General features: G+C 72.4%; 16 protein-coding genes. 8 read left to right on the top strand and 8 right to left on the bottom strand.

Annotation, left to right across the window (positions count from 1 at the left end):
- Nucleotides 1-329 precede the first annotated feature (329 nt).
- Nucleotides 330-1,373, bottom strand: a complete 1,044-nt coding sequence (locus B0I31_RS35080; protein ID WP_245950660.1) for a lytic polysaccharide monooxygenase auxiliary activity family 9 protein — start codon at nt 1,371-1,373, stop codon at nt 330-332.
- 509 nt (nt 1,374-1,882) lie between these two features.
- Between B0I31_RS35080 and B0I31_RS35075 the strand changes: the two genes are divergently transcribed.
- From B0I31_RS35075 to B0I31_RS35065, 3 genes are all read left to right on the top strand, one after another.
- On the top strand, nt 1,883-2,536 hold the full coding sequence (locus tag B0I31_RS35075) for a polysaccharide deacetylase family protein (RefSeq protein ID WP_245950659.1): 654 nt from the start codon (nt 1,883-1,885) through the stop codon (nt 2,534-2,536).
- A gap of 11 nt (nt 2,537-2,547) precedes the next feature.
- Complete coding sequence (locus B0I31_RS35070; RefSeq protein WP_219910953.1) at nt 2,548-3,804, top strand: SGNH/GDSL hydrolase family protein; 1,257 nt, start codon at nt 2,548-2,550, stop codon at nt 3,802-3,804.
- A gap of 185 nt (nt 3,805-3,989) precedes the next feature.
- The gene (locus B0I31_RS35065; RefSeq protein ID WP_106619710.1) at nt 3,990-5,225 is read left to right on the top strand and encodes a sialidase family protein; all 1,236 of its coding nucleotides are present in this window, start codon (nt 3,990-3,992) and stop codon (nt 5,223-5,225) included.
- Nucleotides 5,226-5,246: 21 nt separating this feature from the next.
- Here B0I31_RS35065 and B0I31_RS35060 read toward each other — a convergent pair whose 3' ends face one another.
- Nucleotides 5,247-6,647, bottom strand: coding sequence for an aminotransferase-like domain-containing protein (locus B0I31_RS35060; RefSeq protein WP_106619709.1), 1,401 nt, complete (start codon nt 6,645-6,647; stop codon nt 5,247-5,249).
- A 63-nt stretch (nt 6,648-6,710) separates the two neighbouring features.
- Between B0I31_RS35060 and B0I31_RS35055 the strand changes: the two genes are divergently transcribed.
- On the top strand, nt 6,711-7,859 hold the full coding sequence (locus tag B0I31_RS35055) for a trans-sulfuration enzyme family protein (protein WP_106619708.1): 1,149 nt from the start codon (nt 6,711-6,713) through the stop codon (nt 7,857-7,859).
- A gap of 43 nt (nt 7,860-7,902) precedes the next feature.
- Here B0I31_RS35055 and B0I31_RS35050 read toward each other — a convergent pair whose 3' ends face one another.
- Both B0I31_RS35050 and B0I31_RS35045 read right to left on the bottom strand, forming a co-directional pair.
- Nucleotides 7,903-10,212: a M4 family metallopeptidase gene (locus tag B0I31_RS35050; protein WP_106619707.1), complete on the bottom strand. Its 2,310-nt coding sequence runs from the start codon at nt 10,210-10,212 to the stop codon at nt 7,903-7,905.
- Nucleotides 10,213-10,664: 452 nt separating this feature from the next.
- Nucleotides 10,665-11,534 (bottom strand): AraC family transcriptional regulator, encoded by an 870-nt coding sequence (locus tag B0I31_RS35045; protein WP_106619781.1) that lies wholly within the window; start codon nt 11,532-11,534, stop codon nt 10,665-10,667.
- 166 nt (nt 11,535-11,700) lie between these two features.
- Between B0I31_RS35045 and B0I31_RS35040 the strand changes: the two genes are divergently transcribed.
- The 4 genes from B0I31_RS35040 to B0I31_RS35025 all read left to right on the top strand — a co-directional run bounded on the left by B0I31_RS35040 (nt 11,701) and on the right by B0I31_RS35025 (nt 14,763).
- Entirely contained in the window at nt 11,701-13,389 is a 1,689-nt protein-coding gene (locus B0I31_RS35040) for a sigma-70 family RNA polymerase sigma factor (RefSeq protein ID WP_181320697.1), read from the top strand.
- 82 nt (nt 13,390-13,471) lie between these two features.
- A complete protein-coding gene (locus tag B0I31_RS35035) occupies nt 13,472-13,867 on the top strand; it encodes an ATP-binding protein (RefSeq protein WP_106619705.1) in 396 nt (131 codons plus the stop codon).
- A 26-nt stretch (nt 13,868-13,893) separates the two neighbouring features.
- On the top strand, nt 13,894-14,277 hold the full coding sequence (locus B0I31_RS35030; RefSeq protein WP_106619704.1) for an anti-sigma factor antagonist: 384 nt from the start codon (nt 13,894-13,896) through the stop codon (nt 14,275-14,277).
- A 156-nt stretch (nt 14,278-14,433) separates the two neighbouring features.
- Nucleotides 14,434-14,763, top strand: a complete 330-nt coding sequence (locus tag B0I31_RS35025) for an ATP-binding protein (protein WP_146174068.1) — start codon at nt 14,434-14,436, stop codon at nt 14,761-14,763.
- A gap of 23 nt (nt 14,764-14,786) precedes the next feature.
- Here the strand turns inward: B0I31_RS35025 and B0I31_RS35020 are convergent, their stop codons facing one another.
- The 4 genes from B0I31_RS35020 to B0I31_RS35005 form a co-directional block, all read right to left on the bottom strand.
- The gene (locus B0I31_RS35020) at nt 14,787-16,487 is read right to left on the bottom strand and encodes a serine/threonine-protein kinase (RefSeq protein WP_106619702.1); all 1,701 of its coding nucleotides are present in this window, start codon (nt 16,485-16,487) and stop codon (nt 14,787-14,789) included.
- Between the two features lie 300 nt (nt 16,488-16,787).
- Nucleotides 16,788-17,279: an arsenate reductase/protein-tyrosine-phosphatase family protein gene (locus B0I31_RS35015; RefSeq protein ID WP_219910952.1), complete on the bottom strand. Its 492-nt coding sequence runs from the start codon at nt 17,277-17,279 to the stop codon at nt 16,788-16,790.
- The gene (locus B0I31_RS35010) at nt 17,276-18,754 is read right to left on the bottom strand and encodes a hypothetical protein (protein ID WP_106619701.1); all 1,479 of its coding nucleotides are present in this window, start codon (nt 18,752-18,754) and stop codon (nt 17,276-17,278) included. The genes B0I31_RS35015 and B0I31_RS35010 overlap by 4 nt, the downstream gene beginning before the upstream one ends.
- A gap of 31 nt (nt 18,755-18,785) precedes the next feature.
- Entirely contained in the window at nt 18,786-21,050 is a 2,265-nt protein-coding gene (locus B0I31_RS35005; RefSeq protein WP_106619700.1) for an alpha-N-acetylglucosaminidase, read from the bottom strand.
- Nucleotides 21,051-21,064 lie beyond the last annotated feature (14 nt).

Here is a 21,064-nt window from a genome sequence, read left to right as displayed (position 1 = left end):
GCCGGGCGTGCCCCAGCCACGTGACCCCCGGACGGGTCCAGCGAGGCGGGCAGCAGGTTGAACGCCAGGTCCTCGGTGCGGTCGGCCCACACCGCGTCGCGGCGGGACGCGGGGAGAACGGCGTCACGCCGAGAGCGGTGGCGGCGGTGAGGAACGTACGACGTCGCATCGACACGGTCGGCTCCAGGTTGTCCTCGTCGACAGGGTCCGGCCAGTTTTCCAACGTTGTATCAACGATGTAAATCCGCCACCCGGCCCTGCGGTGGTGGGCCCGCGACCAGAGGCCGGCCGCCCGTGGTGGGCAGCCGGCCTCCGGTGTCAGCGTGCGGTCAGGACGCGGTGCAGGTCAGGCTCGGTGTCCCGAGCGTGCCCGAGGCGACGAAACCGAACGTGGTGCTCGCCCCGGCGCCGAGCGAGCCGTTGTAGTTGACGTTGCGCGCGGTCACGGACGTGCCGCTGGTGGTCGCCGCGGCGCTCCAGATCGAGTTGATCCGCTCGCCGTTGGCGAAGGTCCAGGTCACCGCCCAGCCGCTGACGGCGGCGGAACCGGCGGTCACGCGCACCTCGGCCTGGAAGCCACCGTTCCACTGCGAGGTCGTGCGCAGGGTCGCCGAGCAGCCGCGGGGCGGCGCGTCGGTGGTCGTGGTCGTCGTTGTGGAGGTCGTGGTGGTGGTCGTCGTGGTAGTGGTGGTCTGCCCGCCGCCGGTGAAGTTGACGTCGCTGCAGAAGTAGTACGACTGGTCGAGGTGGCTGGCCTGCCACACCGTGTACAGGACGTGGTGGCCGGTCCGCCCGGGCGCGTTGACCTGGACGGGCGTGGTGCTGCCGGTGGCGATCCGACCGGTCTGGCCGACCAGTTCCAGGTCGCTCCAGCGCAGCTTCTGGGTCTTCGGGTCGAAGCCCTGCCGGGTGGCGTAGACGCGCATGTAGTCGGCGCCGTGCGAGGACTGGTCGTGCAGGTTCAGCGTGAACTGGGCCGGGCGGTCGACGGTCTTCCAGTTGCCGGGCTCGTCGAACGCGCCGTAACGCCCGTTGTGCGCCAGGCCGGCGCTGCACAACTGGCCATCGGGGATCACGGACTCGTGGCGGCCGGCGACGCCCTCGCGGAACAGGCCGTTCCAGTTGTACATCGCCGACGAGTCGGTCTGCCAGGCCTTGTAGCACATGGGGTCTTCGGTGGCCATCTGCTGCGTCGGGCCGTTGGGCCACCGGTGGTAGCAGGCGTACTGGCGGGCGGGCGGGTCGCTGACGGCGCCGTGGGCGGACGCCGTGCCCGCGCCGAAGGTGACCAGCAGGGTCGTCAGCAGTGCCAGGCAGGCGCCGAGTACCGCCGACACCCGCAACAGCGCGCCCGGACGGGCCGGGACCCGCACGGTCAGGGCGCCTCGCGACTGCTTGGGAGCGCTCCCAGAGCGGTGAAGCATGTGAACCGCCAAATCTTCGTTGATCGACGTTGGGCTGCCGCGGTTCCGCCGTGAGCGGAACCGCTTGGTGCTGGAGCTCGCCGACGCGGAAACCGCGTGGCCCGCTGGGCAAGGGACTACCAGCGCTCTCTGGGAGCGCTCCCAGCGAGGTCAGTGTCGAGAGGTGCGGGACCATCGGCATCGGCCATTCGGGTGATGTTGCGCAAAACCGTCTGTCGGGCGGAGCCCGAGTGGTGGAACGGGCGCACCGGCACGGCCGTTCGGCCGCTTGCGCGACAGCGGGGTCGGCTGTCGCGGTCCGGGCGCGCGACCCCGGCGATACCCGTTTCCCGCACCGGTGCGGCAACGCCAGTTGAGACTCGAAACATCCGCGAAACGTCTGGTAGACGGGTTGATCGCGACCTGATAGTGGTCAGCGCTCGTCCGACGAAGGGGATTTCGCGATGCGGTGGAGAACGGTGTTGTTGACCACTGGCCTGGTGCTCGGCTTGAGCGCGGCGCCGGCGAACGCGGCCGAACCGGTGATCGTCGACTCCACCAAGCACGGTGGCCGCACGGTCTCGTTCACGTTCGACGACGGCCCGAACCCGGCGGACACGCCGCGGCTGCTGGCCATCCTGCGGCAGCACCACGTCAAGGCGGTGTTCTGCCTGTGGGGCGACTTCGTGGTGGAGAACCCCGACGTGGTGCGGCAGATCGTCCGCGGCGGGCACATCCTGTGCAACCACAGCATGCACCACGACAACATGGGCGAGTGGACGCCCGAGCAGATCGAGGCCGACCTCAAGCAGACCAGCGAGGCCATCCGCGACGCCGTGCCGGGTGTGCCGATCCGCTACTTCCGCGCCCCCTACGGCAGCTGGGGCCAGACACCGCAGGTCGCCGCCAAGCTCGGCATGACCCCGCTCGGCTGGAAGCTCGCCATCGGCGACTGGGAGCCGCCGGGCGTGGACGAGTTGGTGCGCCGGGTCAAGGAAGGCCTCACCGAGGGCGCCGTGGTCCTGATGCACGACGGCCCGAACGAGCGCGGCCAGACCGTGGACGCGGTGGCCAGGCTCATCCCCGAACTCCGCGCCGACGGCTGGCGCTTCGACCGTCCCGCCCGCCGGTGAGGGGCCGGGACGTGAAGCGCACCGCCACGGCGGCGTTGGCCGCCCTGCTGCTCCTGCTGCCGACCCCGGCGTCCGCGTCACCGCGGGCGACGTGGGTCGGCGCGTGGGCGACCTCGCCCACCACCGTGCCCGCCTCCGACACCACGTCGTTCGAGGACCAGACGCTGCGCCAGGTGGTGCACCTCAGCGTCGGCGGCAGCACGATCCGCGTGCGGCTGTCGAACGAGTTCGGCACCCGGCCGCTGGTCATCGGCGAGGCCCGCGTGGCACGGCGGTCCGGTACGGGGTCGGCGGTCGAGCCCGGCAGCGACCGGCGGCTGACGTTCGGCGGCCGACCGTCCGCGACCCTGCCGCCCGGCACGCCGCTGCTCAGCGACCCGGTGGCGCTGCCCGTGGCGGCCGACTCCGACCTGGTGATCAGCATCCACCTGCCCGAGCGCACCCCCGGCGACACCGTGCACGCGTTCCCCTACCAGGACGGGTGGGTCGCGACGGGCAACGTCACCGGCCGCGCCGAGATCACCCCGACCGCCGTGCTCGGCAAGTGGCACTTCCTCACCGGCGTCAGCGTCACGGGCGGCAAGCGCGGGTCGACCGTGGTGGCGTTCGGCGACTCCATCACGGACGGCGCGGAGACCACGCGCGGCGCGAACCGGCGCTGGCCCGACGTCCTCGCCCGTCGCCTCCAGGACGAGCGGAGCCTGCGGCACCTCGGCGTGGTCAACGCGGGCATCGCCGGCAACCGGCTGCTGCACGACCCGAACCCGCCGGTCGGTCACCCGGCGGAGGGCTACGCGGCGTACTTCGGGCAGGCCGCGCTGCGCCGCTTCGACCGCGACGTGCTGGCCCAGCCCGGTGTCGGGCACGTCGTGGTGCTGCTCGGCGTCAACGACCTCGGCCACCCCGGCACGAGCGCGCCGCTGTCGGAGAAGGTGACCGCGCAGGACATCATCGGCGCGCACCGGCAGCTGATCGCCCGTGCGCACGCCCAGGGCCTGCGCATCCACGGCGGCACCATCACGCCGTTCCGCGACGACACGTTCGGCTTCTTCAGCCCGGAGAACGAAGCCGCCCGCCAGACCGTCAACCAGTGGATCCGGACCAGCGGCGAGTACGACGGCGTGATCGACTTCGACCGCGCCCTCCGCGACCCGGGCCGACCCGACCGCCTGCTGCCCGCCTACGACAGCGGCGACCACCTCCACCCGAACGACGCGGGCATGGCCGCGATGGCCGCCGCCGTGCCACTGCGCCTGTTCCGCTTCTGATCGCCGCTGCTCCTCAGACGGCGGCGGGGGCGCGTCGGTCGCGAGCGACCGACGCGCCCCCGCGGGTGGGTGGCCTCGTCACCCGTCGTTCACGTCGTGGCACCTCCCGCTTGGTGACGAACTTTTGCGATCTTGGTTATGTTGGGTCGGAAGTCTCGTAAGCGCCTGGACCGGGGGAGTGCCAGATGCCGCTGTTGCGGATTTGTGCTGTCGTCGTCGCCTTGTTGGCCGCCACCGCGGTGCCCGTGTCGGGGCAGCCGCAGGTCGCGGCGGCGCAGTCGCACTCGGAGAAGATCATCTTCGACGGTGGTGGCGACGACGTGCTCAACGGGCTCCGCTACCACTCGTTCCGCATCCCGTCGCTGATCCGCACCAACACGAACCGGCTCATCGCGTTCGTCGAGGGCCGTGCCGCGGACAACGCCGACTTCGGCAACATCAACCTGGTCTACAAAGTCTCCGACGACAACGGCGCGACGTGGTCGAACCTGCGCGAGGTGGTGGGCGCCGGCCAGGGCACCTGGGGCAACCCGACCGCCGTGGTCGACCGCTCGAACAACAAGGTCTGGCTGTTCCTCAACTTCCAGCCCGAGGGCCACTCGCCGGTCGACTCGTGGGACGACCGGCAGGTGTGGCTGACCTCCAGCACCGACAACGGCACCACTTGGGCGTCACCGGTGAACATGTCCGAGACCCTCAAGCCTCGGACGCTGGCCAACGGCCGGAGCTGGAACTGGGACGCGGTCGGCCCCGGTGTCGGCATCCAGACGACCTACCGGAACGCCGGCCGCCTGGTGATCCCCGCGCAGCACCGCAACATCTACAGCGACGACCACGGCGTGACGTGGAAGTCCGCGCCGTTGCGCACCACCACGGGTGGCGCGATGGAGCAGACCGGCGAGTCCACCGTGCTGGAGCTGTCCAACGGCGAGCTGTACCGCAACGACCGGCCGACGTCGGCGACCGCGGAGATCCAGGAACGGCGCTGGGTCACCCGCGGCACCATCGAGTCCGGCTTCCGGCCGTTCGCACCGGCGAGCTGCCTGCTCGACCCGGTGAACGAGGGCTCGACCATGCGCTACAACGCCGACGCGCCCGCCCGGCTGGCGTTCGTGAACTCCGCCAGCACCGAGACCCGCACCAAGATGCGGATCCGGATGAGCGAGGACGAAGGCCGCACGTGGGCCTACAGCCGACCGTTCTCGGACGCGCCGCTGCCCGGCGAGGGCGGCAGCTACCGGGAAGGCGGCTACTCCAGCATCGTCAAGACGGCCGACTACCACGTGGGCGCGCTGATCGAGGTCAACGAGAACACGTCGTCGAGCTCCACCTCGCACCGGTCGATCGCGTTCCGGAAGGTGAACCTGCCGTGGATCCAGGGCGGGGTCCGGGACGCGGGCTGCGACGGTGGCATCTCCTGACCGACTCCCGACCCGGGCCCCTCACACCGACATCGACGGCACGAGCGGACGGCGGGTCGACTCGGCGCCGAACGCCCGCCACGCGTCGGCGAGAGCGGCGACGGCGGCGCTGATCACGGCCGGCGCGGCGGTGAACGGCACCCGCAGCCGGTCGCCGCTGCCGCCGGTCGGGTCGAGCGAAGCCCCGGGCAGCACGGCCACCCCGTGCCGCAACGCCACTTGGGCGTACGACGCGGCGTCCACCCCGGGCAGCCGCACCCACAGCGTCTGGCCGCCCTCGGCGGGCGTGAACCCCCACTCGGGCAGTTCCTCGCGCAGCCGCGCGCACAGGTGGTCGTGTTGCCGCCGCAACGCCGTGACGCGCTCCGACCGCACGGCGTCGAAGTCGGCCAGCAGCTCCACCGCCGCGAACTGGTCCAGCACCGCGCCGCCCAGGTCGTGCACCGCCTTGAACCGGGCCAGCCGGGCGACGAGCGCCGCGTCGGCCCGCACCCAGCCGACCCGCAGCCCGCCCCACACCACCTTGCTCAACGACCCCACCGTGATCACGCCCGGGGTCGGTGGCGGCGCAGGCGCCCCGGTCAGGTCCAGGTCGGCCAAGACCTCGTCGAACACCAGCGGCACGTCACCGGCCGACCGCGCCAGGCGCGTGCGCTCCAACGCGCTCAGCGACGAGCCGGTGGGATTGCGGAACGACGGCATCGCGTACACGAGCGCGGGCGTGGACCGGGCGAGGGCGTCCGCGAGGTCGTCGGTCGCCCGCACCACCGCGCCGACCTCCCGGAACAGGTCCAGCGCACCGGGGTACGTCGGCGCCTCCACCAGCACCTCGTCACCCGGCCGCACGAGCGCGCGTGTCAGCAGCGCCAACGCCTGCTGGGCTCCCGTCGTGACCAGGACCTGGGCCGCCGTGGTCGGCACGCCGAGGTCGCGGTACCGGGTGGCGAGCGCCGCGCGCAGCACCGGGTGCCCGGACGGGTGGTAGCCCAGGTCGTCGCCACCCAGCCGGTCCACCGCCCGCCGCTGGGCCTCGACCAGCCGTGGTGGCGGCGCGGACGGCCCGGCGCAGGCGAACTGGAGCACGCCGTCCGGCGGTTCCAGCAGGTTCACGAACATCGGGTTCGCGGTCTCCGCGCGGGCCGCCGCCGCGCCGCCACCCGGCGACACCCACGTGCCGCTGCCGCGCCGCCGCGTCAACCGACCCTCCTGCCGCAGCAGGTCGTACGCCGCGATCACGGTCGTCCGCCCGACCGCGAGACCGGCGGCCAGCGACCGGTCCGGCGGCAGCACCGTCCCCGCGGGCAGCAGCCCTTCGTCGACCAGCTCACGCAGCCGTGCGGCCAGCAGCAGGTACAGCGAGCCGCGCCCGGCCGACCAGCGCCCGAGCCTGCCCGCCAGGTCGTCGACGGAGATTGGCTTCATGATGAGACCAATCTAGCCGAATTGGATCTGCAGACATACCGCTTCACGAACCAGACTCGGTTCATGCCGACCCACTCCCGCGCCGCGGTGCCCCCGCTGACCAGCACGCCCCTGTCCGTGCCGCTGTACCAGACCTCGAGCTTCGCGTTCGACGACCTCGACACCCTCGCCGACGCCATGACCAGGCCGGACGGCGCGTTCGTCTACACCCGGTTCGGCAACCCGACGGTCCGGGCACTGGAGGACGCCGTCGCCGCGCTCGAAAGGGGCACGGCGGCGCTGGCCACCGCGTCCGGGATGGGCGCGATCAACGCGGTGCTGCTCGCCACCCTCAAGTCGGGCGACCACCTGATCGCCCAGCGCGCGCTCTACGGCGGCACCCTGGCCTTGCTGCGCGACCTGGAGGAACGCTGGGGCGTCGCGGTCACCTACGTCGGCGGCCACGACCCCGACGAGGTCCGCGCGGCGCTGCGGCCCGAGACCAGGGTGCTCTACCTGGAGACGATCGCCAACCCCACCGGCCACGTCAGCGACCTGCCCGCGCTGAGCGCCGCCGCGGGCGACGACGTGCTCGTGGTCGTGGACAACACGTTCGCGTCACCGCTGCTGTGCCGCCCGATCGAGCACGGCGCGGACGTCGTCATCCACTCGACCACCAAGTACCTCGGCGGGCACAGCGACGTGACCGGCGGCGTCGCCGTGTTCGCCGACGACGCCCGGTACCGCTCGGTCTGGCGGCACTCGGTCGAGCTGGGCGTCACGCCCGACCCGTTCGCCGCCTGGCTCACCATCCGCGGCCTGCGCACCCTGGCGCTGCGCGTCCGCCGGCACGAGGAGAACGCCGGGATCCTGGCCCGACGCCTCGCCGCGCACCCGGCGGTGCGCGTGGTGCACTGGCCCGGCCTCGACACGCACCCCAGCCACGCCGTCGCGGCCCGGTTCCTCGGCGGCTTCGGCAGCACGTTCGCGTTCGACGTGGCGGACGTGGCGGCGGGCCGGAAGTTCGTCACCGGCGTCGAGCTGGCCCGGCTCGCGCCGTCGCTGGGCGGCACCGAGACGTTGGTGCTGCACCCCGCCAGCACGTCGCACCGGCAACTGGACGAGGAGCAGCTGAGGGCGAACGGCATCACCGGCGGCACGATCCGGCTGTCGGTGGGCATCGAGGACGCCGACGACCTGTGGCGGGACATCGCCCAGGCGCTGGAACGCTGACCGGGTGGCCGCCACCGCGGCGGCCACCCGGTCACCGCTTCGATCAGCAGGCGCCCCCGTCCCGCCACACGGCCCACGAGCCGGGCGCGCCGGGCTCCGCGCCGGTGGAGTACCAGGTCGACGTCCACCGGTGCGCGTTGTGCGAGACCACGTCGTCAGGCACGTAGGCCCGGGACGCGCTCCACGCCGGCAGCCCGGCGCAGCCGCCCGGCGTGCCCTCCCGCACGGTCACCGTGAACGTCACCGAGTGCGACACCGCCGGTCCGGCACCGGTGACCGTGACGGCGTACGTGCCCACCGGTGTGCTCGCGGACGTGGTGATCGTCAACCGGGACGACTCGCCCGACGCGACCGTGGCCGGGTCGAACGCCGCCGTCGCGCCCGCCGGCAGGCCGGACGCGGACAGGGCCACCTTCTGCGACTCGCCCGCCGTGGTCGTGGTGCCGACGGAGGACGTCACCGCGCCGCCGGGTTCGGCGGTGCCCGCGGTCGGGTCGAGCGCCAGGGCGAAGTCGTCCGCCGGCGGTTCGCCGCCGACCGTGAGGTGGTAGGTCACCGTGTGGCTGGTCGACCCCGCGCCCCGCACGGTGATCGGGTACGTGCCCGGTGCGACGTCCTCCGTCGTGGCCACGGTCATGGTCGAGGACCCGCCCGACGTCACCGACGACGGGGTGAACTGCACCGCCACGCCGGACGGCTGCCCGGTGGCGCTGAACACCACCGCCTGCGGGTCGCCGGACGTGGTGGTCGTGCGGAGGGTCGACTGGGTCTTGCCGCCCGGCTCCACCGTGCCCGCGGCGGGGTCGAGCGAGAGGGTGAAGTCGTCGTCCGGCACGGTCACGCACGTCGGCTCACCGGGCTGCGCGGGCAGGTTGATCGCGTTCCACGCCGCCTTGACGGCGGTGAACTGCCGGCAGGTCGGGTCGAGGTTCTTCGCCGCGGTCAGGGTCGCCACGCGGTAGCGGAAGTGCGTCATGCCGGACGTCTTGAGCAGCATCGCGTTGTAGAACACCCGGCCCGCGGCCTGGATGCCGATACCGGTCACGGTCGAGCCGTCGCACGTCGGGCTGGCCGCCGAACCCTCGGCCAGCAGGTGGAACCAGTGGTTGAGCGGACCGGCGGCGGCGTGCACCTCCGTGCCGGGGATGGCGCTGGACCAGCAGTTCGGGTGGCCGCTGACGGCCGAGGGGTTCGCCATGTTCCGGATCGGGCCGCGGCCGACCAGGTTGACCGACTCGCCCACCAGGTAGTCCGGCGTGTCGAACGGGGTCGGCTCGTTGGCGTAGGCCTCGGTCAGCGCGCCGAAGATGTCGCCGGTGGCCTCGCCGAGACCGGCTTCGCGTGCCGCGCCGCCGGGCGTGTACTGGTCGATCGCGTGCCCGTGCTCGTGCGCCACCACGTCCATGGACGCGATCCACTGGTTGGCGTTGTTGCGGCCGATCTCGATGTGCTGGCCGGTCCAGTACGCGTTGACCGCGTTGAGCCCGACCTTGACCGTGACGCCGCGGCCTTTGCCGTCGATCCCGTTGCGGCCCAGCCAGGTCTTCATCATCTCCCACTGCTTCTGCGTGGACCACAGCACGTCGACGCAGCCGGTCTCCTTGCTGGTCGCGTTGCCGTTGCCGAAGGAGTTGGTGGCCTTGGTGAACGGGGCGTCGGTCGCGTAGTCCACGCAGCGGACACCGGGCCGCGTGTCGTCCACCGTGCTGTTGTTGCCGGTGTCGATGGTCAGCGGGTTCGGGCCGTTCCACTGGCTCGTGCCGGTGCCCGCCCGCGCGTCGTCGTGGGTGCCTTCGACGGCGCCGGTTCGTGCGTTGACGTAGACGTGCAGGCGGCTCGGCGCGCCGTCCTTGCGGCCCGCCAGCACGGTCTCGTAGACCAGCGTGCCGTGCCCACCCGCGAGCACGGACAGCGTGGTGCTCTCCATTTTGTCCACAGTGGAGAGTCGGGTTCCGGCGATGGCTTCGGCGCGCTCGGGAGCGATGGCCGGTGTCGTGTCGACCGCGAGCCCGCCCAGGGGAGCGGCGACGGTGTCGAGCACGGCGCCCGCCGCGTCGGTGGCCACCACGGCGTCGCCGCCGATGACGGGCAGACCGTCGTACGTGCGGTCGTAGGAGACGTAGAACAGGTCTCTCCGGCTGGGGATGCCACCTTGGTAGACAGCCCGACGCCGGAACTGTTCGTGTGGACCCTTGGCCAGGGCGTCCAGCCCGGACGCGGCGGCCTGGTCGGCCGCCCGGATCGCGAGGGCTCGAGGGCTCACCGGGTCCGCGGGTGCGGCCGGCGCCCCGGCCACCTGGACGGACAGGGCCGCCAGGCACACGGCCAGGTACGTGCCGATTCTGCGATTCACGCCAACTCCTCAGGCATGCAGGGAAATCCCGAGTGGCGGCCTCGATGGACAACTCAGTGTCTAGTGCCTCGGCGGTCTTTCCATCGAGGCTTGACCGTTGCCAGTGGAAATCGGCGAATCGGTTGGCCTATAACGTTCTTCCCATCCCATTTCCGTTATGCCGCCATTGGCGCGGGATCACTCCACCGCTGCCCATCCCGTATGCGGGCGGCCGGAACGGGGCATTCATCACGGCCCCGGCAGCAGACGGGGATCACAGCGACACCCGCCCGCCCCGAAGGGCGGGCGGTGCGCTTTCCCCCCTGCCCGGGCGGCCCGGCTCCCCAACCAGACCCCCGACACTGGAGAAGAGGGCGGTCGGGCGGTGCTGGATACACCCGGCGCGAAATTCTTCCCGTCACCGACCTGCCCGGTCGGCCGACGAGCACGGCGCCGGGCAGGTCACCCGGGCGTCAGGCCGGTTCGATGGGGAGCCAGAGCTCGCAGGTCGCGGTGCTGAAGTCGGCCGCGCGGTCGAGGACCGTGACGATCGAGGGCCCCGGCCGCAGCCGCCACGGGTTGGAGGGGAACCACTCCGTCGCCGTCGCCGCCCAGGTCGTCTGCAGGGCCTGCGGGTGCGGGCCGGTGGTGCGGAAGACCGCCCACCGGCCCGCCGGCACCTCGATGGCGTCGAGGTCGTCCGGGGCCGCCGTGTCCCGGGAGACGGCGACCCCGTGCAGGTAGGTCAGCTCGCTGCCCTCGGTGGCGTCGGGGTCGACGTCGTCGCTGACCTGCAGCAGGCCCGCCGGCTCGGTGTTGCCGAGTGCCTTGAGCCGGACGTGCTCGTCCTGCGGCAGCGCGGTGATGTGCCGCTGGATGTGCGGGTTGACGCCGTGGTGGATGAGCGGGACGCGGGTGGCGTGTCCGACGAGCCGGAACGCGGGGCGGTCGACGATGCGGGTGTCCATGGCAGTGCTCCCTTCGACGGTCAGGCGGAACCTGAGCTGTGGTTGTGCGCGAAGGGGGCCTCCGTCCCGGCGGACGTCACCGGGGTTGGCGCCGTGGACCGCCCGGAACGCCCGGCCGAACGCCTCGGTCGAGCCGTAGCCGTGCCGGACCGCGATGCCCAGCAGGTCGTCCTCGCCGCGGACGACGTCCGCCGCGGCCACGGTCATGCGGCGCCGGCGCACGTACTCCGACAGCGGCATGCCCGCCAACGACGAGAACATCCGGCGCAGGTGGTACCCGGTCGTGCCGAGCGACCTGGCCAACCCGTCGACGTCGAACTCCTCGCCCAAGTGCTCCTCGACCAGGTCGACGAGGCGGTTGAGTGCCGAGATCACGAGGCCTCCTTTCGACCTCAACCCTGACCGGTCACACCCCGGTCGCGCCCGACCGCGGCGAACCGGTCCGATCAGTTTCCACCCCCACTGGCCTCAATCCCCCGCGGGCTGTTGGATATGGTCCGCACTGAATCGCTCACCTACCGTGCATGGAGGTCGACGTCCGGTGATCGGGCATCCCGACGAGCGCGATCTGGAACGGTGGGCGAACGCGGACCTGGCGGCCCTGCGCGACGACCTGGACCACGTGCTCAACGCCGACACCGCCTCGTCGTCCGGGCTGTCGGCGGGGTCCTCGGGCGTGCCGTCGTCGTCCCGGCCGCCATCGGACGCGGAACTGATCGACGCCGTGCGCGGCGGGGAGATCCAGGCGTACGGGCAGCTGTTCGAACGGCACGTGCGCGCGGCCCGCACCCTGGCCCGACACCTGGCCTGGTCCAGCGCGGAGGCCGACGACCTGGTGTCGGACGCGTTCGCCAAGGTGCTCGACACGTTGCGCGCGGGCGGCGGCCCGGACTCGGCGTTCCGCGCGTACCTGCTGACCGCGTTGCGCCACACCGCCTACGACAAGACGCGGCGGGACAAGAAGCTCAGGCTGGCCGACGACGTCGAGGCCGTATCCGGCGTGGAGAAGGTGACCACGGTGCCGTTCCACGACCCGGCCGTGGCGACGCTGGAGCGGGCGCTGGCGACCAGGGCGTTCGCCAGCCTGCCCGAGCGGTGGCAGACGGTGCTGTGGCAGACCGAGATCGAGGGCCAGTCGGCGGCCGAGTTGGCGAAGCTGCTGGGGTTGACCGCCAACGGCGCGTCGGCGTTGGCCTACCGGGCCCGTGAAGGGCTCAAGACCGCCTACCTCCAGGCGCACCTCGCGGACAACGCCACCAACCGCTGCCGCGCCACCGTCGCGAAGCTGGCCGCGTGGACCAGGGGCGGTCTCACCAAACGGGAAACCGCCCAGGTCGAAGCGCATCTGGACGAGTGCGCGACCTGTCGCGCGATGGCCGCCGAACTGGCCGACGTCAACGGCACGCTGCGCGCGGTCGTCGCACCGCTGGTGCTCGGCGCGGGCGTGTCGGGGTACCTGGCGACCACCGCGGGCACGGCGGAGGCGGGCGCGGCCGCCGCGAGCGTGGCCGCCAACTCGGTCACCACGACGGCGCAGTGGCTCGGCGTGGCGGCGTCGGCCACGGCGGTGGTCGCAGCCCTGGCGCTGGGGCTGAACACCGCGCGGCCGGCGGTCGTGCCCACGGTCGACGCCCAGCCACCCGCGGCGACGGCCGACCAGCAACCGCCGGACGTCACCTCATCGTCCGTTCCGGTCACGGGGTCCGTGCCGGCCCCGGGGTCCGGCGGGCCATCGGTGACCACGACCGGGTCGGCCGACCAGCCGTCCGGAGCGGTACCGCCCGGAGCGGTCCCGTCCGGTGCGCCCACGACCGTCGAACCCCCGGCGCAGCCACTGGTGCCCGTCGTACCGGCCGGGTTCACCATGGCCACCGGCGGACCGCCCGTCGACCTGCCCGTCATCGTCCGCAACACCGGCTCGACGCCCCTCACGCCCACCACGCTGGTGCTGACCCTGCCCGAAGGCGTCCAGGTGGTGGGTGCCGGCAGGAACCTGCGCGGCAGGCCGCTCGTGGGGTTCGACGGCGCGTCACGGGTGGGCTGCCCGGCGGGCAAGGGCACGGTGACGTGCACGTCCGAGGCGGTGTTACCCGCCGGCGGGTCGGTGACGTTCGTGTTCCGGCTGCTGGCGGGCCCGAAGTCGGTCGGCGGCACGATCCGCGGCACGGTCACCGCCGGCTCGGCGCAGCCCGTGCCCGTCGACGTGCCCCTCACGGTCACGCCCCGGTAGACCGGCCGGTTTGACCCGTTGGGCCATCGGGTACCACCGCCTTGTTCATGCCTTGAGACCACAGGGCATTGGAGGGCGATCCATGAGCACGATCGAATTACCCAGGGACGGCGTCGACCTCGGCCTCCCGGACACCCCTCCCACCCCGAACGAGCTGCTCAGACTGGTCGCCGTGACGTTCCCGGGCACCGACCGCGACCGGCTCGTGGACATCCAGGTGGTCGCCGCGCAGCTGGTCGGCAACGCCTACCGCCACGCGGGCACACCTCGCCGGCTGCGGTTGCGCCGGGTGGCCGAGCACGACGTCATCCGGGTCGAGGTGGAGGACGGCAGTCCCAGCAAGCTCCCGGTCCTGGGGCGTGTCGACACCCCCGAGGACGGCCGCGGCCTGGTCATGGTGAACCGGCTGTCGGTCAACTGGGGTCACGAGTCCCGCGGCGACCGCAAGACGGTCTGGGCCGAGGTCCGACTCGTCTGAATCGTTCCCGTCGCGGGTGGACGGCAATGCGACACGGGAGGCGATCGGTGGCGACCACATCACGTTCGCGCGGTCCACGCGCGGGTTTCTCCTGCGATTGCCGCACCGGTGACGGCACGACGGTGATCACGGTGGCCGGTGAGGTGGACATCGTGGCGGCGGACCGGATCCAGGACTACCTCGTGCGCGACGAGCTGGGGCCGGACGGGATCCGGCTCGATCTGGGCGGTGTGACGTTCATGGGCGTCGCGGGCCTCGCGTTGCTGCTGCACGCGGCCGACCTGTGCCGCGACCAGGGGATGGACCTGACCCTGGTGGCGTCACCCGAGGTCACGCGGGTGGTCAAGCTGATCGACGCCACCGCCGGGCTGGTCGACCACCTGATTCCCGTGACGGCCGACTCGCGATGAGGTCGCCGGCACGTTTCACCCCAGGGCCACGGGGAACCCGCCGTCTACGCCTGAGCCCGAAATGGGAGTGCCGATTTTTGGAAGGCTCGTGTTGTGAACGTCGTCGATCGGTCCGCTGACCACGTCGACTTCGATCTGGAGGACACCGTTCCACCTGTGCGCCGTGCACGGAGGTGGATCACCGAGAACGTGCCGGAACTGGACCAGTCCACCTTGCTCGACCTGCTGCTGATCTCCGACGCCCTGCTCACCAACGCGTTCGAGCACGCCACCGCACCCCGCCGGTTGCGGCTGAGCCACCGCGGCGGGCACGTGGTCCGGGTCGAGGTCCACGACGGCAGCCCGGAACTGCTGCCGGTGCTCGGCAAACCCGGTGCCCGCGGTCCGCGCAACAGAGGTCTGCTGATGGTCAACCGGCTGGCGTCGAGATGGGGCGTCGATCCGGAGCAGGGCCACAAGGCCGTGTGGGGCGAGGTCGTCGCCTGACCACCGTGTCCTGAGCGGGGTGCTCAGTTCTCGCCGCTCTTGCCACCACCGCGTTTCCGGTCGTCCTTTTCGTTGTCATCGTCGTCCTTGTCGTCACCGTTGCCTTTGTCGATGCGTTGCGAGGAAACGACTTCGTCCGAGTCGATCAGCGGTGTCCCGTTGTGGACGACGAGCCGAAGGCGGTGCGACTCGCGGAACCTCTTGCCCTCCACACCGGTGAAGTCGATGCCGACGGTCACGGTGTCGGGTCCGGCGGCGGTGGGCGGTGAGCTGACGGTGAGGTCCTTGACGTCCCGCCAGGACTTCTCGTACTGGTCGCGGCCCTGCGCCCGCAGGCCGGGGCCGAGCATTTCCCAGGCCCGAGCGGTGTCCTTGGGCACCAACGCGTAGTACTCGGCCACCGCCCCCTCCAGCTGTGCGGGGGAGGGCGCCGCGCTGCTGGGCGAAGACGTGGACTTGGACGCACCGGCCGTGTCGTCGGTGGCCCGGTTGCCGTTCGTCAACACCAGGACCAACACGACCAGACCGACCGCAGCCGCAGCGGCCACCGCGATGAGCCCCACCCGCCCGCCGCGCGCCGATCGCGGGGCCAGGGCGTTCGGGTGCGGTGCCACCGAGGTCCCCGCCGGTCCGGTGGCGTGCGGTGGACCGGCTGGGTGCGCCGCCACCGCGGTCGGCTGGGGACCGGTCTGCCACTGCGGCGTGTTCACCGGCTCCTCGCCCGTCCGGGGTGTCGGCTCCGCCACGGGTCGGCCCGTGGGCCACGGTGTCAGGTTGGCCGGGTGCGGCCCTGTCGGCCGTGATGTCGCGTCTGACGTGGCTTGGCCTGTGGGCCGGGGTGTCGGGCCTGCCGGAGCTCGGCCTGTCGGCGGGGGCGGCGAGTCCGCCGGGTGCAGGTCGAGCCGGGTCGGCGCAGGCCGTGGCGCGGTCGGCTCGCGCAGCCGTTCGGCGGCCTGCGCCATGGTCGGCCGGGCGGTCGGGTCGGTGCGCAGCAGGTCCAGCAGCACCTCGGTCAACGGACCGGCCTGCGTCGGCGGGGCGAAGTGACCCGCCGCGACGGCGTGCAGCAGCACGATGGCGTTGTCCCCGTCACCGAACGGCGGACGTCCTTCCACTGCCGCGTACAGCGTCGCTCCCAGGGCGAACACATCCGAGGCAGGGCCGGGCTCACCGCCGCGCGCCACCTCGGGCGAGAGGAACGCGGGCGTCCCCGCGAGCAGCCCCGTCCTGGTGACGGTGACGTCGCCGACCGCGCGGGCGATGCCGAAGTCCGTGATCTTCGCAGTGCCGTCCTCGGTCAGCAGGACGTTGCCCGGCTTGACGTCCCGGTGCACGATGCCCGAGGCGTGCGCCGCCGCCAGCGCACCGGCGATCTGCGCCCCGATCCCCACCACCCGCTCGGCGGGCAACGGGCCTTGCGCGATCAGGTCGGCCAGGGTCCGCGCGGACAGGTACTCCATGACCAGCACCGGCTTGCCGTCGTCCTCCACGACGTCGTGCACGGTCACCGCGTTCGGGTGCTGCAACCGGGCCGCGATGCGCGCCTCCCGCGCCGCCCGCCCCACCGCTGCCACCGGGTCGGAGCCCTCGGGCACCACTAGCTGCTTGAGCGCGACCACGCGGTCCAAGCGCTCGTCCAACGCCTGCCACACCACGCCCATCGCCCCGGCACCCACGCGCCCACGCAACCGGTACCGCCCGGCCACCAAGCGCCCCACGTCCATCACCAGCGAACCCCGTCCTGCCCGGCACCAACCGGTCAACCTTACGTACCCGGAAGGCCGTCGCGGATCACCGGTCAACCGCGTCCACCGGTGACCAGGCCGCTCTCGTACGCCGGCACCACAGCGTGCACGCGGTCGACGGCGGGATCCGCGCTCGGGCCAGGTCAGCGCCAGCCGCGCCCCGACCCCACCACCGCGTCCTTTGCCACCTCCTCTCGCTCAGCCACCACGTCTCGCAGGTTCGGCCACCACAGCCAGTCGCCCTCCTCACCTCGTAGCGGGCTTGTCGTCCTACGGCCGTCACCGCGATCCGTCATCAGCTGCGGGCAGGTGGGCGTGGACCCAGCGCAGCAGGCCGGGGACGGTGGCCTCGATGATGTCCAGGACTTCCCGGAACGCCTCCGGCCCGCGGTGGTACGGGTCCGGCACGTCGAGGTCGTCCGCGGCGGTCGGGTCGAAACAGCGCAGGGGTCGGACACGCTCGGCCGACCCGACGAGTCTCAGCAGCACCGGCGGCGGGGTGGCGTCGAGCAGCAGCACCAGGTCGGCGGACGACTGCGGCAGCCCGATCCTGGTCGCCAGGTGGCCGGTCGGGTAGCCGTGCTCGGCGAGCACCCGCACCGCGCGGCGGTCCGCCGGTTGCCCCACCCGCCACGGTTCGGTGCCGGCGGTGCTCACCCGCACCCGGTCGGCCAGGGCGTTGCGCCGCAACTGCTCGCGCATCACCAGAGCGGCCATCGGTGAGCGGCACACGTTGTCGCGGCCCACGAAGCTCAGGTGCAGCGCGGTCATCGCAACAGCCCTTCACACGCCGACAGGACGATCGCCTCAGTGCTGTCGGGCGTGGCAGGGTGGGCGCCGACCGGTGAACCGCGCAGCGGCGCGGGCCAACCGTAGGCCACCATGTTGCTGCCCGCGCCGGTGATGTGCGGGTCGCCCGCGCCCCAACCCGCCTCGTACCCACCGCGCCACGACGTCTCGTCTGCCGGCACGTACCCCTGCGTCTCGTTGGCGTAGGCCATGATCCACAGAGGCCCGGTGCCCAACCGGCCCGCCAGCCCTTTGAGCAGCACGTGGTAGCTGCTGAGCACTTCATGCGCCAACGCGAGCACGGTCAACCCGCCGAGCTTCCAGCACTGCAACGGCATCGGGAAGCTCCGGGGAAAGCTGCCGTCGCCCAGCCGTCTCAGCACCACCTCCGCGTGCCGCACCTCCGCCTGCCCGAGGTGGCCGTCCAACCGCGACCGGTACTTGCGCTCCAACTCGGCCACCGCGCCGGGATCACCGAGGTCGACCGAGAACGGCAGCTGTACCTCGGTCAGCTCGCCGCGCACCGGCCCGGTCACGGGAGTGAACTGGTCGCGCCGCACCACGTCCAGCACGGCATCGGCCAGCACCTGCCCCAGCTCGGCCGGTCGGTGCGGGCCTTGACCGCCGACCGGGTCGTGGTCGCCCGCAGTGCCTTGGAAGAACAACGCCATCACGCCGAGTTCCCGTTCGACGGCCTCCGCCGCGGCGCCGACGAAGTCGCTGTCGAAGACGTCGTCACGGCCGCGGCACACCGGGTGGCAGGTCGCGCCGAACAGCACGGCCAGCGGTGCGCCGTCGTCGGTGTCGCGGACGAGCAGCACCGGCACGTCGGTGATCACGTGGTCGAGCCCGGCCCGGTTGAAGCCGATCTCCGCCGAACCCTCGGCGTAGTGCAGGGTGGCCGGGATCGGCTGCTCCTGGACGGTCCGCCGGACCAGTTCGACCACCAGGTCGATGAACAGCGCCGTGGAGCCGTTGACCGCGTCGATGTCCGCCGGTTCCAGGCCCATCAGCACGTACGGGTCCGGGTGCGTGTCACCGAGGAACGGGCCGCTGTGGGTGTGGCTGGCGACGATGACGAAGTCCGGCGAGGCGACCAGCCGCTCCTGGTCGCACACCCTCCGCCGGATCTCTTGGTGCACGTCACGCGGGATGCCGACCACGTCGACCCGCACCAGCACCCGGACGCCGCGGTCGCCGTCGTGCAAGGCCAGGCAGTGGGCGTGCAGGTCACGGGCCACCGCGCCCCGGCTGCCGCGCTTCGTCCAGCCGTAGCCCCCCATCCACAGGCTCGGCCACGGCGGCGCGTGGGGCGTGATGACGAGGTCGTTGTAGGCCACCGCGAACCCGTCCCGGTGTGGCTCGGCGGCGGCGGTGCCCGCGAGCCGGGTGGTGATGACGCCAGTGGCGGCGAGCAGCCCGCCCCGCAGCAGGGCACGTCTGGTGATCGTGGTCATGGCTGGTCCTCGGGTGGTGTGCTGGTGCGGGTCAGATCGGGTCGGCGGCCAGTTCGGCGGCGATCCGGGCCGCGACGGCGTGCGGCTCACCGGTCGGCCGGGTGGCGTGCGGCTCACGGCCCTGGCTCCAGGCGGCCCCGTGCTCGGCCCAGTCGTCGAACACCGGTGGTTCGCCGGACGCCGTGGTGGCGGGCAGCGCGTCGAGGAACCGCGCCCACCGCGACCGGTAGTAGCCGCCGAGCAGGCCGTGCCAGTCGCGGTTGGCGTACTCACGCAGGATCGGCGCGGCGTGGACGCTCCACGTGGTGATGATCGTGCGCGCGTTCCACTCCAGCGCCGCGCGTTCCTCCGCGTTGTCGGCCCAGCTCCGGGCCTGCGCCAGCCACCGGCCCAGCAGCCAGTCCTCGTGCGTGCCCAGCACCTCCTCGCAGAGGTCCAAGGCGCGCAGGAAGCGTGCGCCGTGCCGCACGACCGCCTCGCGATCACGCGCCTCGTACGCGGCGCGCAACCGGTCGAGCACCAGCCGACCGCGGTTGGCCAGCACCTGCCTGGTCACGTCGACCAGGTCGTACCGGTAGGTCGCGGTCGCACGCAACTCCGGCGCCACGGCCAGGAGTTCGGTCAGGCAGGGCGCGAACTCGGCCGGGTCGTAGCGCCACTGCGCCGGACCCCACTGCGACACCGACCCCACGGTGAGCGCCGGTTCGGCGGCGAACGGCGTCTCGTGCGGTCCTTCACCACTGGTGTGGCCGGTGGAGGCGTAGGAGTAGGCGGTGCGGAGCAGGATGGCCCACGCCCTGGCGGCGTGCGGGTCGTCGCCTCCGTACCGCCGGCGGGCGTAGCCACGCACCCAGACCGCCAGGTCGACCGGTTCCCGCCGCCACGGCGTCTCGCTGAGCAGGTCGAACACGACCGGGTTGTGGCGGATGCCCTCCGGCACGACCGCGGTGCCGACGAGCCGGCGGCGCGCCGGGTCGACCCGCACCTCGGGCAGTGTGCGACCCGGTTCGGCCAGGGTGCCGAACATGCCCAGCCTGCCGCCGAAGTTCTGGATGGTGCCCCAGCACCACGGCGCACCCCAGTAGGAGTCGGTCTCCTGCCACTTGCGCGAGTCGTCGGAGTCGAGGTCGAGCACCACGACCCGGCCCTCGTCGACGGCGTCGAGCAGCTCGCGGCGCGGGTTGGCCTGCCAGCCCTGCACCAGCCACCGCGCTCCCGGCACCGCCCGAGCCAACGCGTCCTGCACGGCGACCGCCGCCGCGCCCAGATCGGCACCGTCCAGCAGGGACGGCAGCTCCTCGTCACCCACCTCGTGGAACAGGTCGTTGGAGTAGTGCGTGGTGGTGCCGAAGTGCTCGGCCTGCGCGCGGTAGAACCGGTCCGCCACAGCCGCGTAGAGCGGTTCGGTGCAGTCCAGCCAGAACGGCCGCGGGTGGCCCGCGTAATCGGCCTGCGCGACGACGTGCACACCCGGGTGCCGCTCGGCGAACACCCGGTCGGGCACGTGGCCGACGAAGGCCGGGAACACCGGCGTGATCCCCAGCTCGCGCATCCGGTCCACGATCCGCCTGCCCAGGTCGCGCCGCCGGTGCAGCAACCCGGCGCTCACCGGTCCACTGTGGGCGGACGCGCCCTCGTCGTACCCGGTGATCTCCCCGTACCACTGCCACGGTTGGTGGGCCGGCTGCGCGATCCACTGCCGGACCTCCGTCTCCGACAGCCCGAAGTCTTGAAACGTCTCGTACCAGACGATTTCCTGACCGGTCAGCGCCAGCGCCCGGTTGACGCCGGCCGCGGCGAGGAGGTCCAGTTCCCGCTCCCACTCCGGCCACCCCCAGAACGGTGTGGTGTAGCCGAACACGGTGAAGTTGTAGGCATAGCGCTCGGTCAGCTCGGTGGACTGCCGGATCGGTCCTTCCGGCGCGGGCACTCCCGCGGGCAGGGCGACCCGGTCGCCGTTGCCCGACAGGTGACCACCCGCGACGTGCTTGAGCCACCAGTGCACGCCCGAGAGCAGGGCGACCGGGCTGCTGCCCGCGACCCGGACCGCGCCGCGCCGACCGCCGATTTCGAACGCGTCGGCCTCGCCGGCCTCCGGTTCGAGCCCTTCGAGGACGAACCCGGCGGCGGCCCGCTCGCCGAGCAGCCTGCCGATCGCCGCACGCACGGGGCCGAGTTCGCGCGCCGTCACCCCGAACGCGACGGCAGGCGAACGACCCGTGGCGGCGCCGAGGCCGGTGAGCGCCACGGCGGCCAACGAGCCATGCACGAACGTGCGCCGGGGAAAGCCTGGCATGGCGCGGTCCTCTC

The organism is Saccharothrix carnea, assembly GCF_003014735.1.
Classification (GTDB): domain Bacteria; phylum Actinomycetota; class Actinomycetes; order Mycobacteriales; family Pseudonocardiaceae; genus Actinosynnema; species Actinosynnema carneum.
Note: the sequence above shows the minus strand (reverse complement) of the source record. Positions and strands in the feature narration are given on the sequence as shown.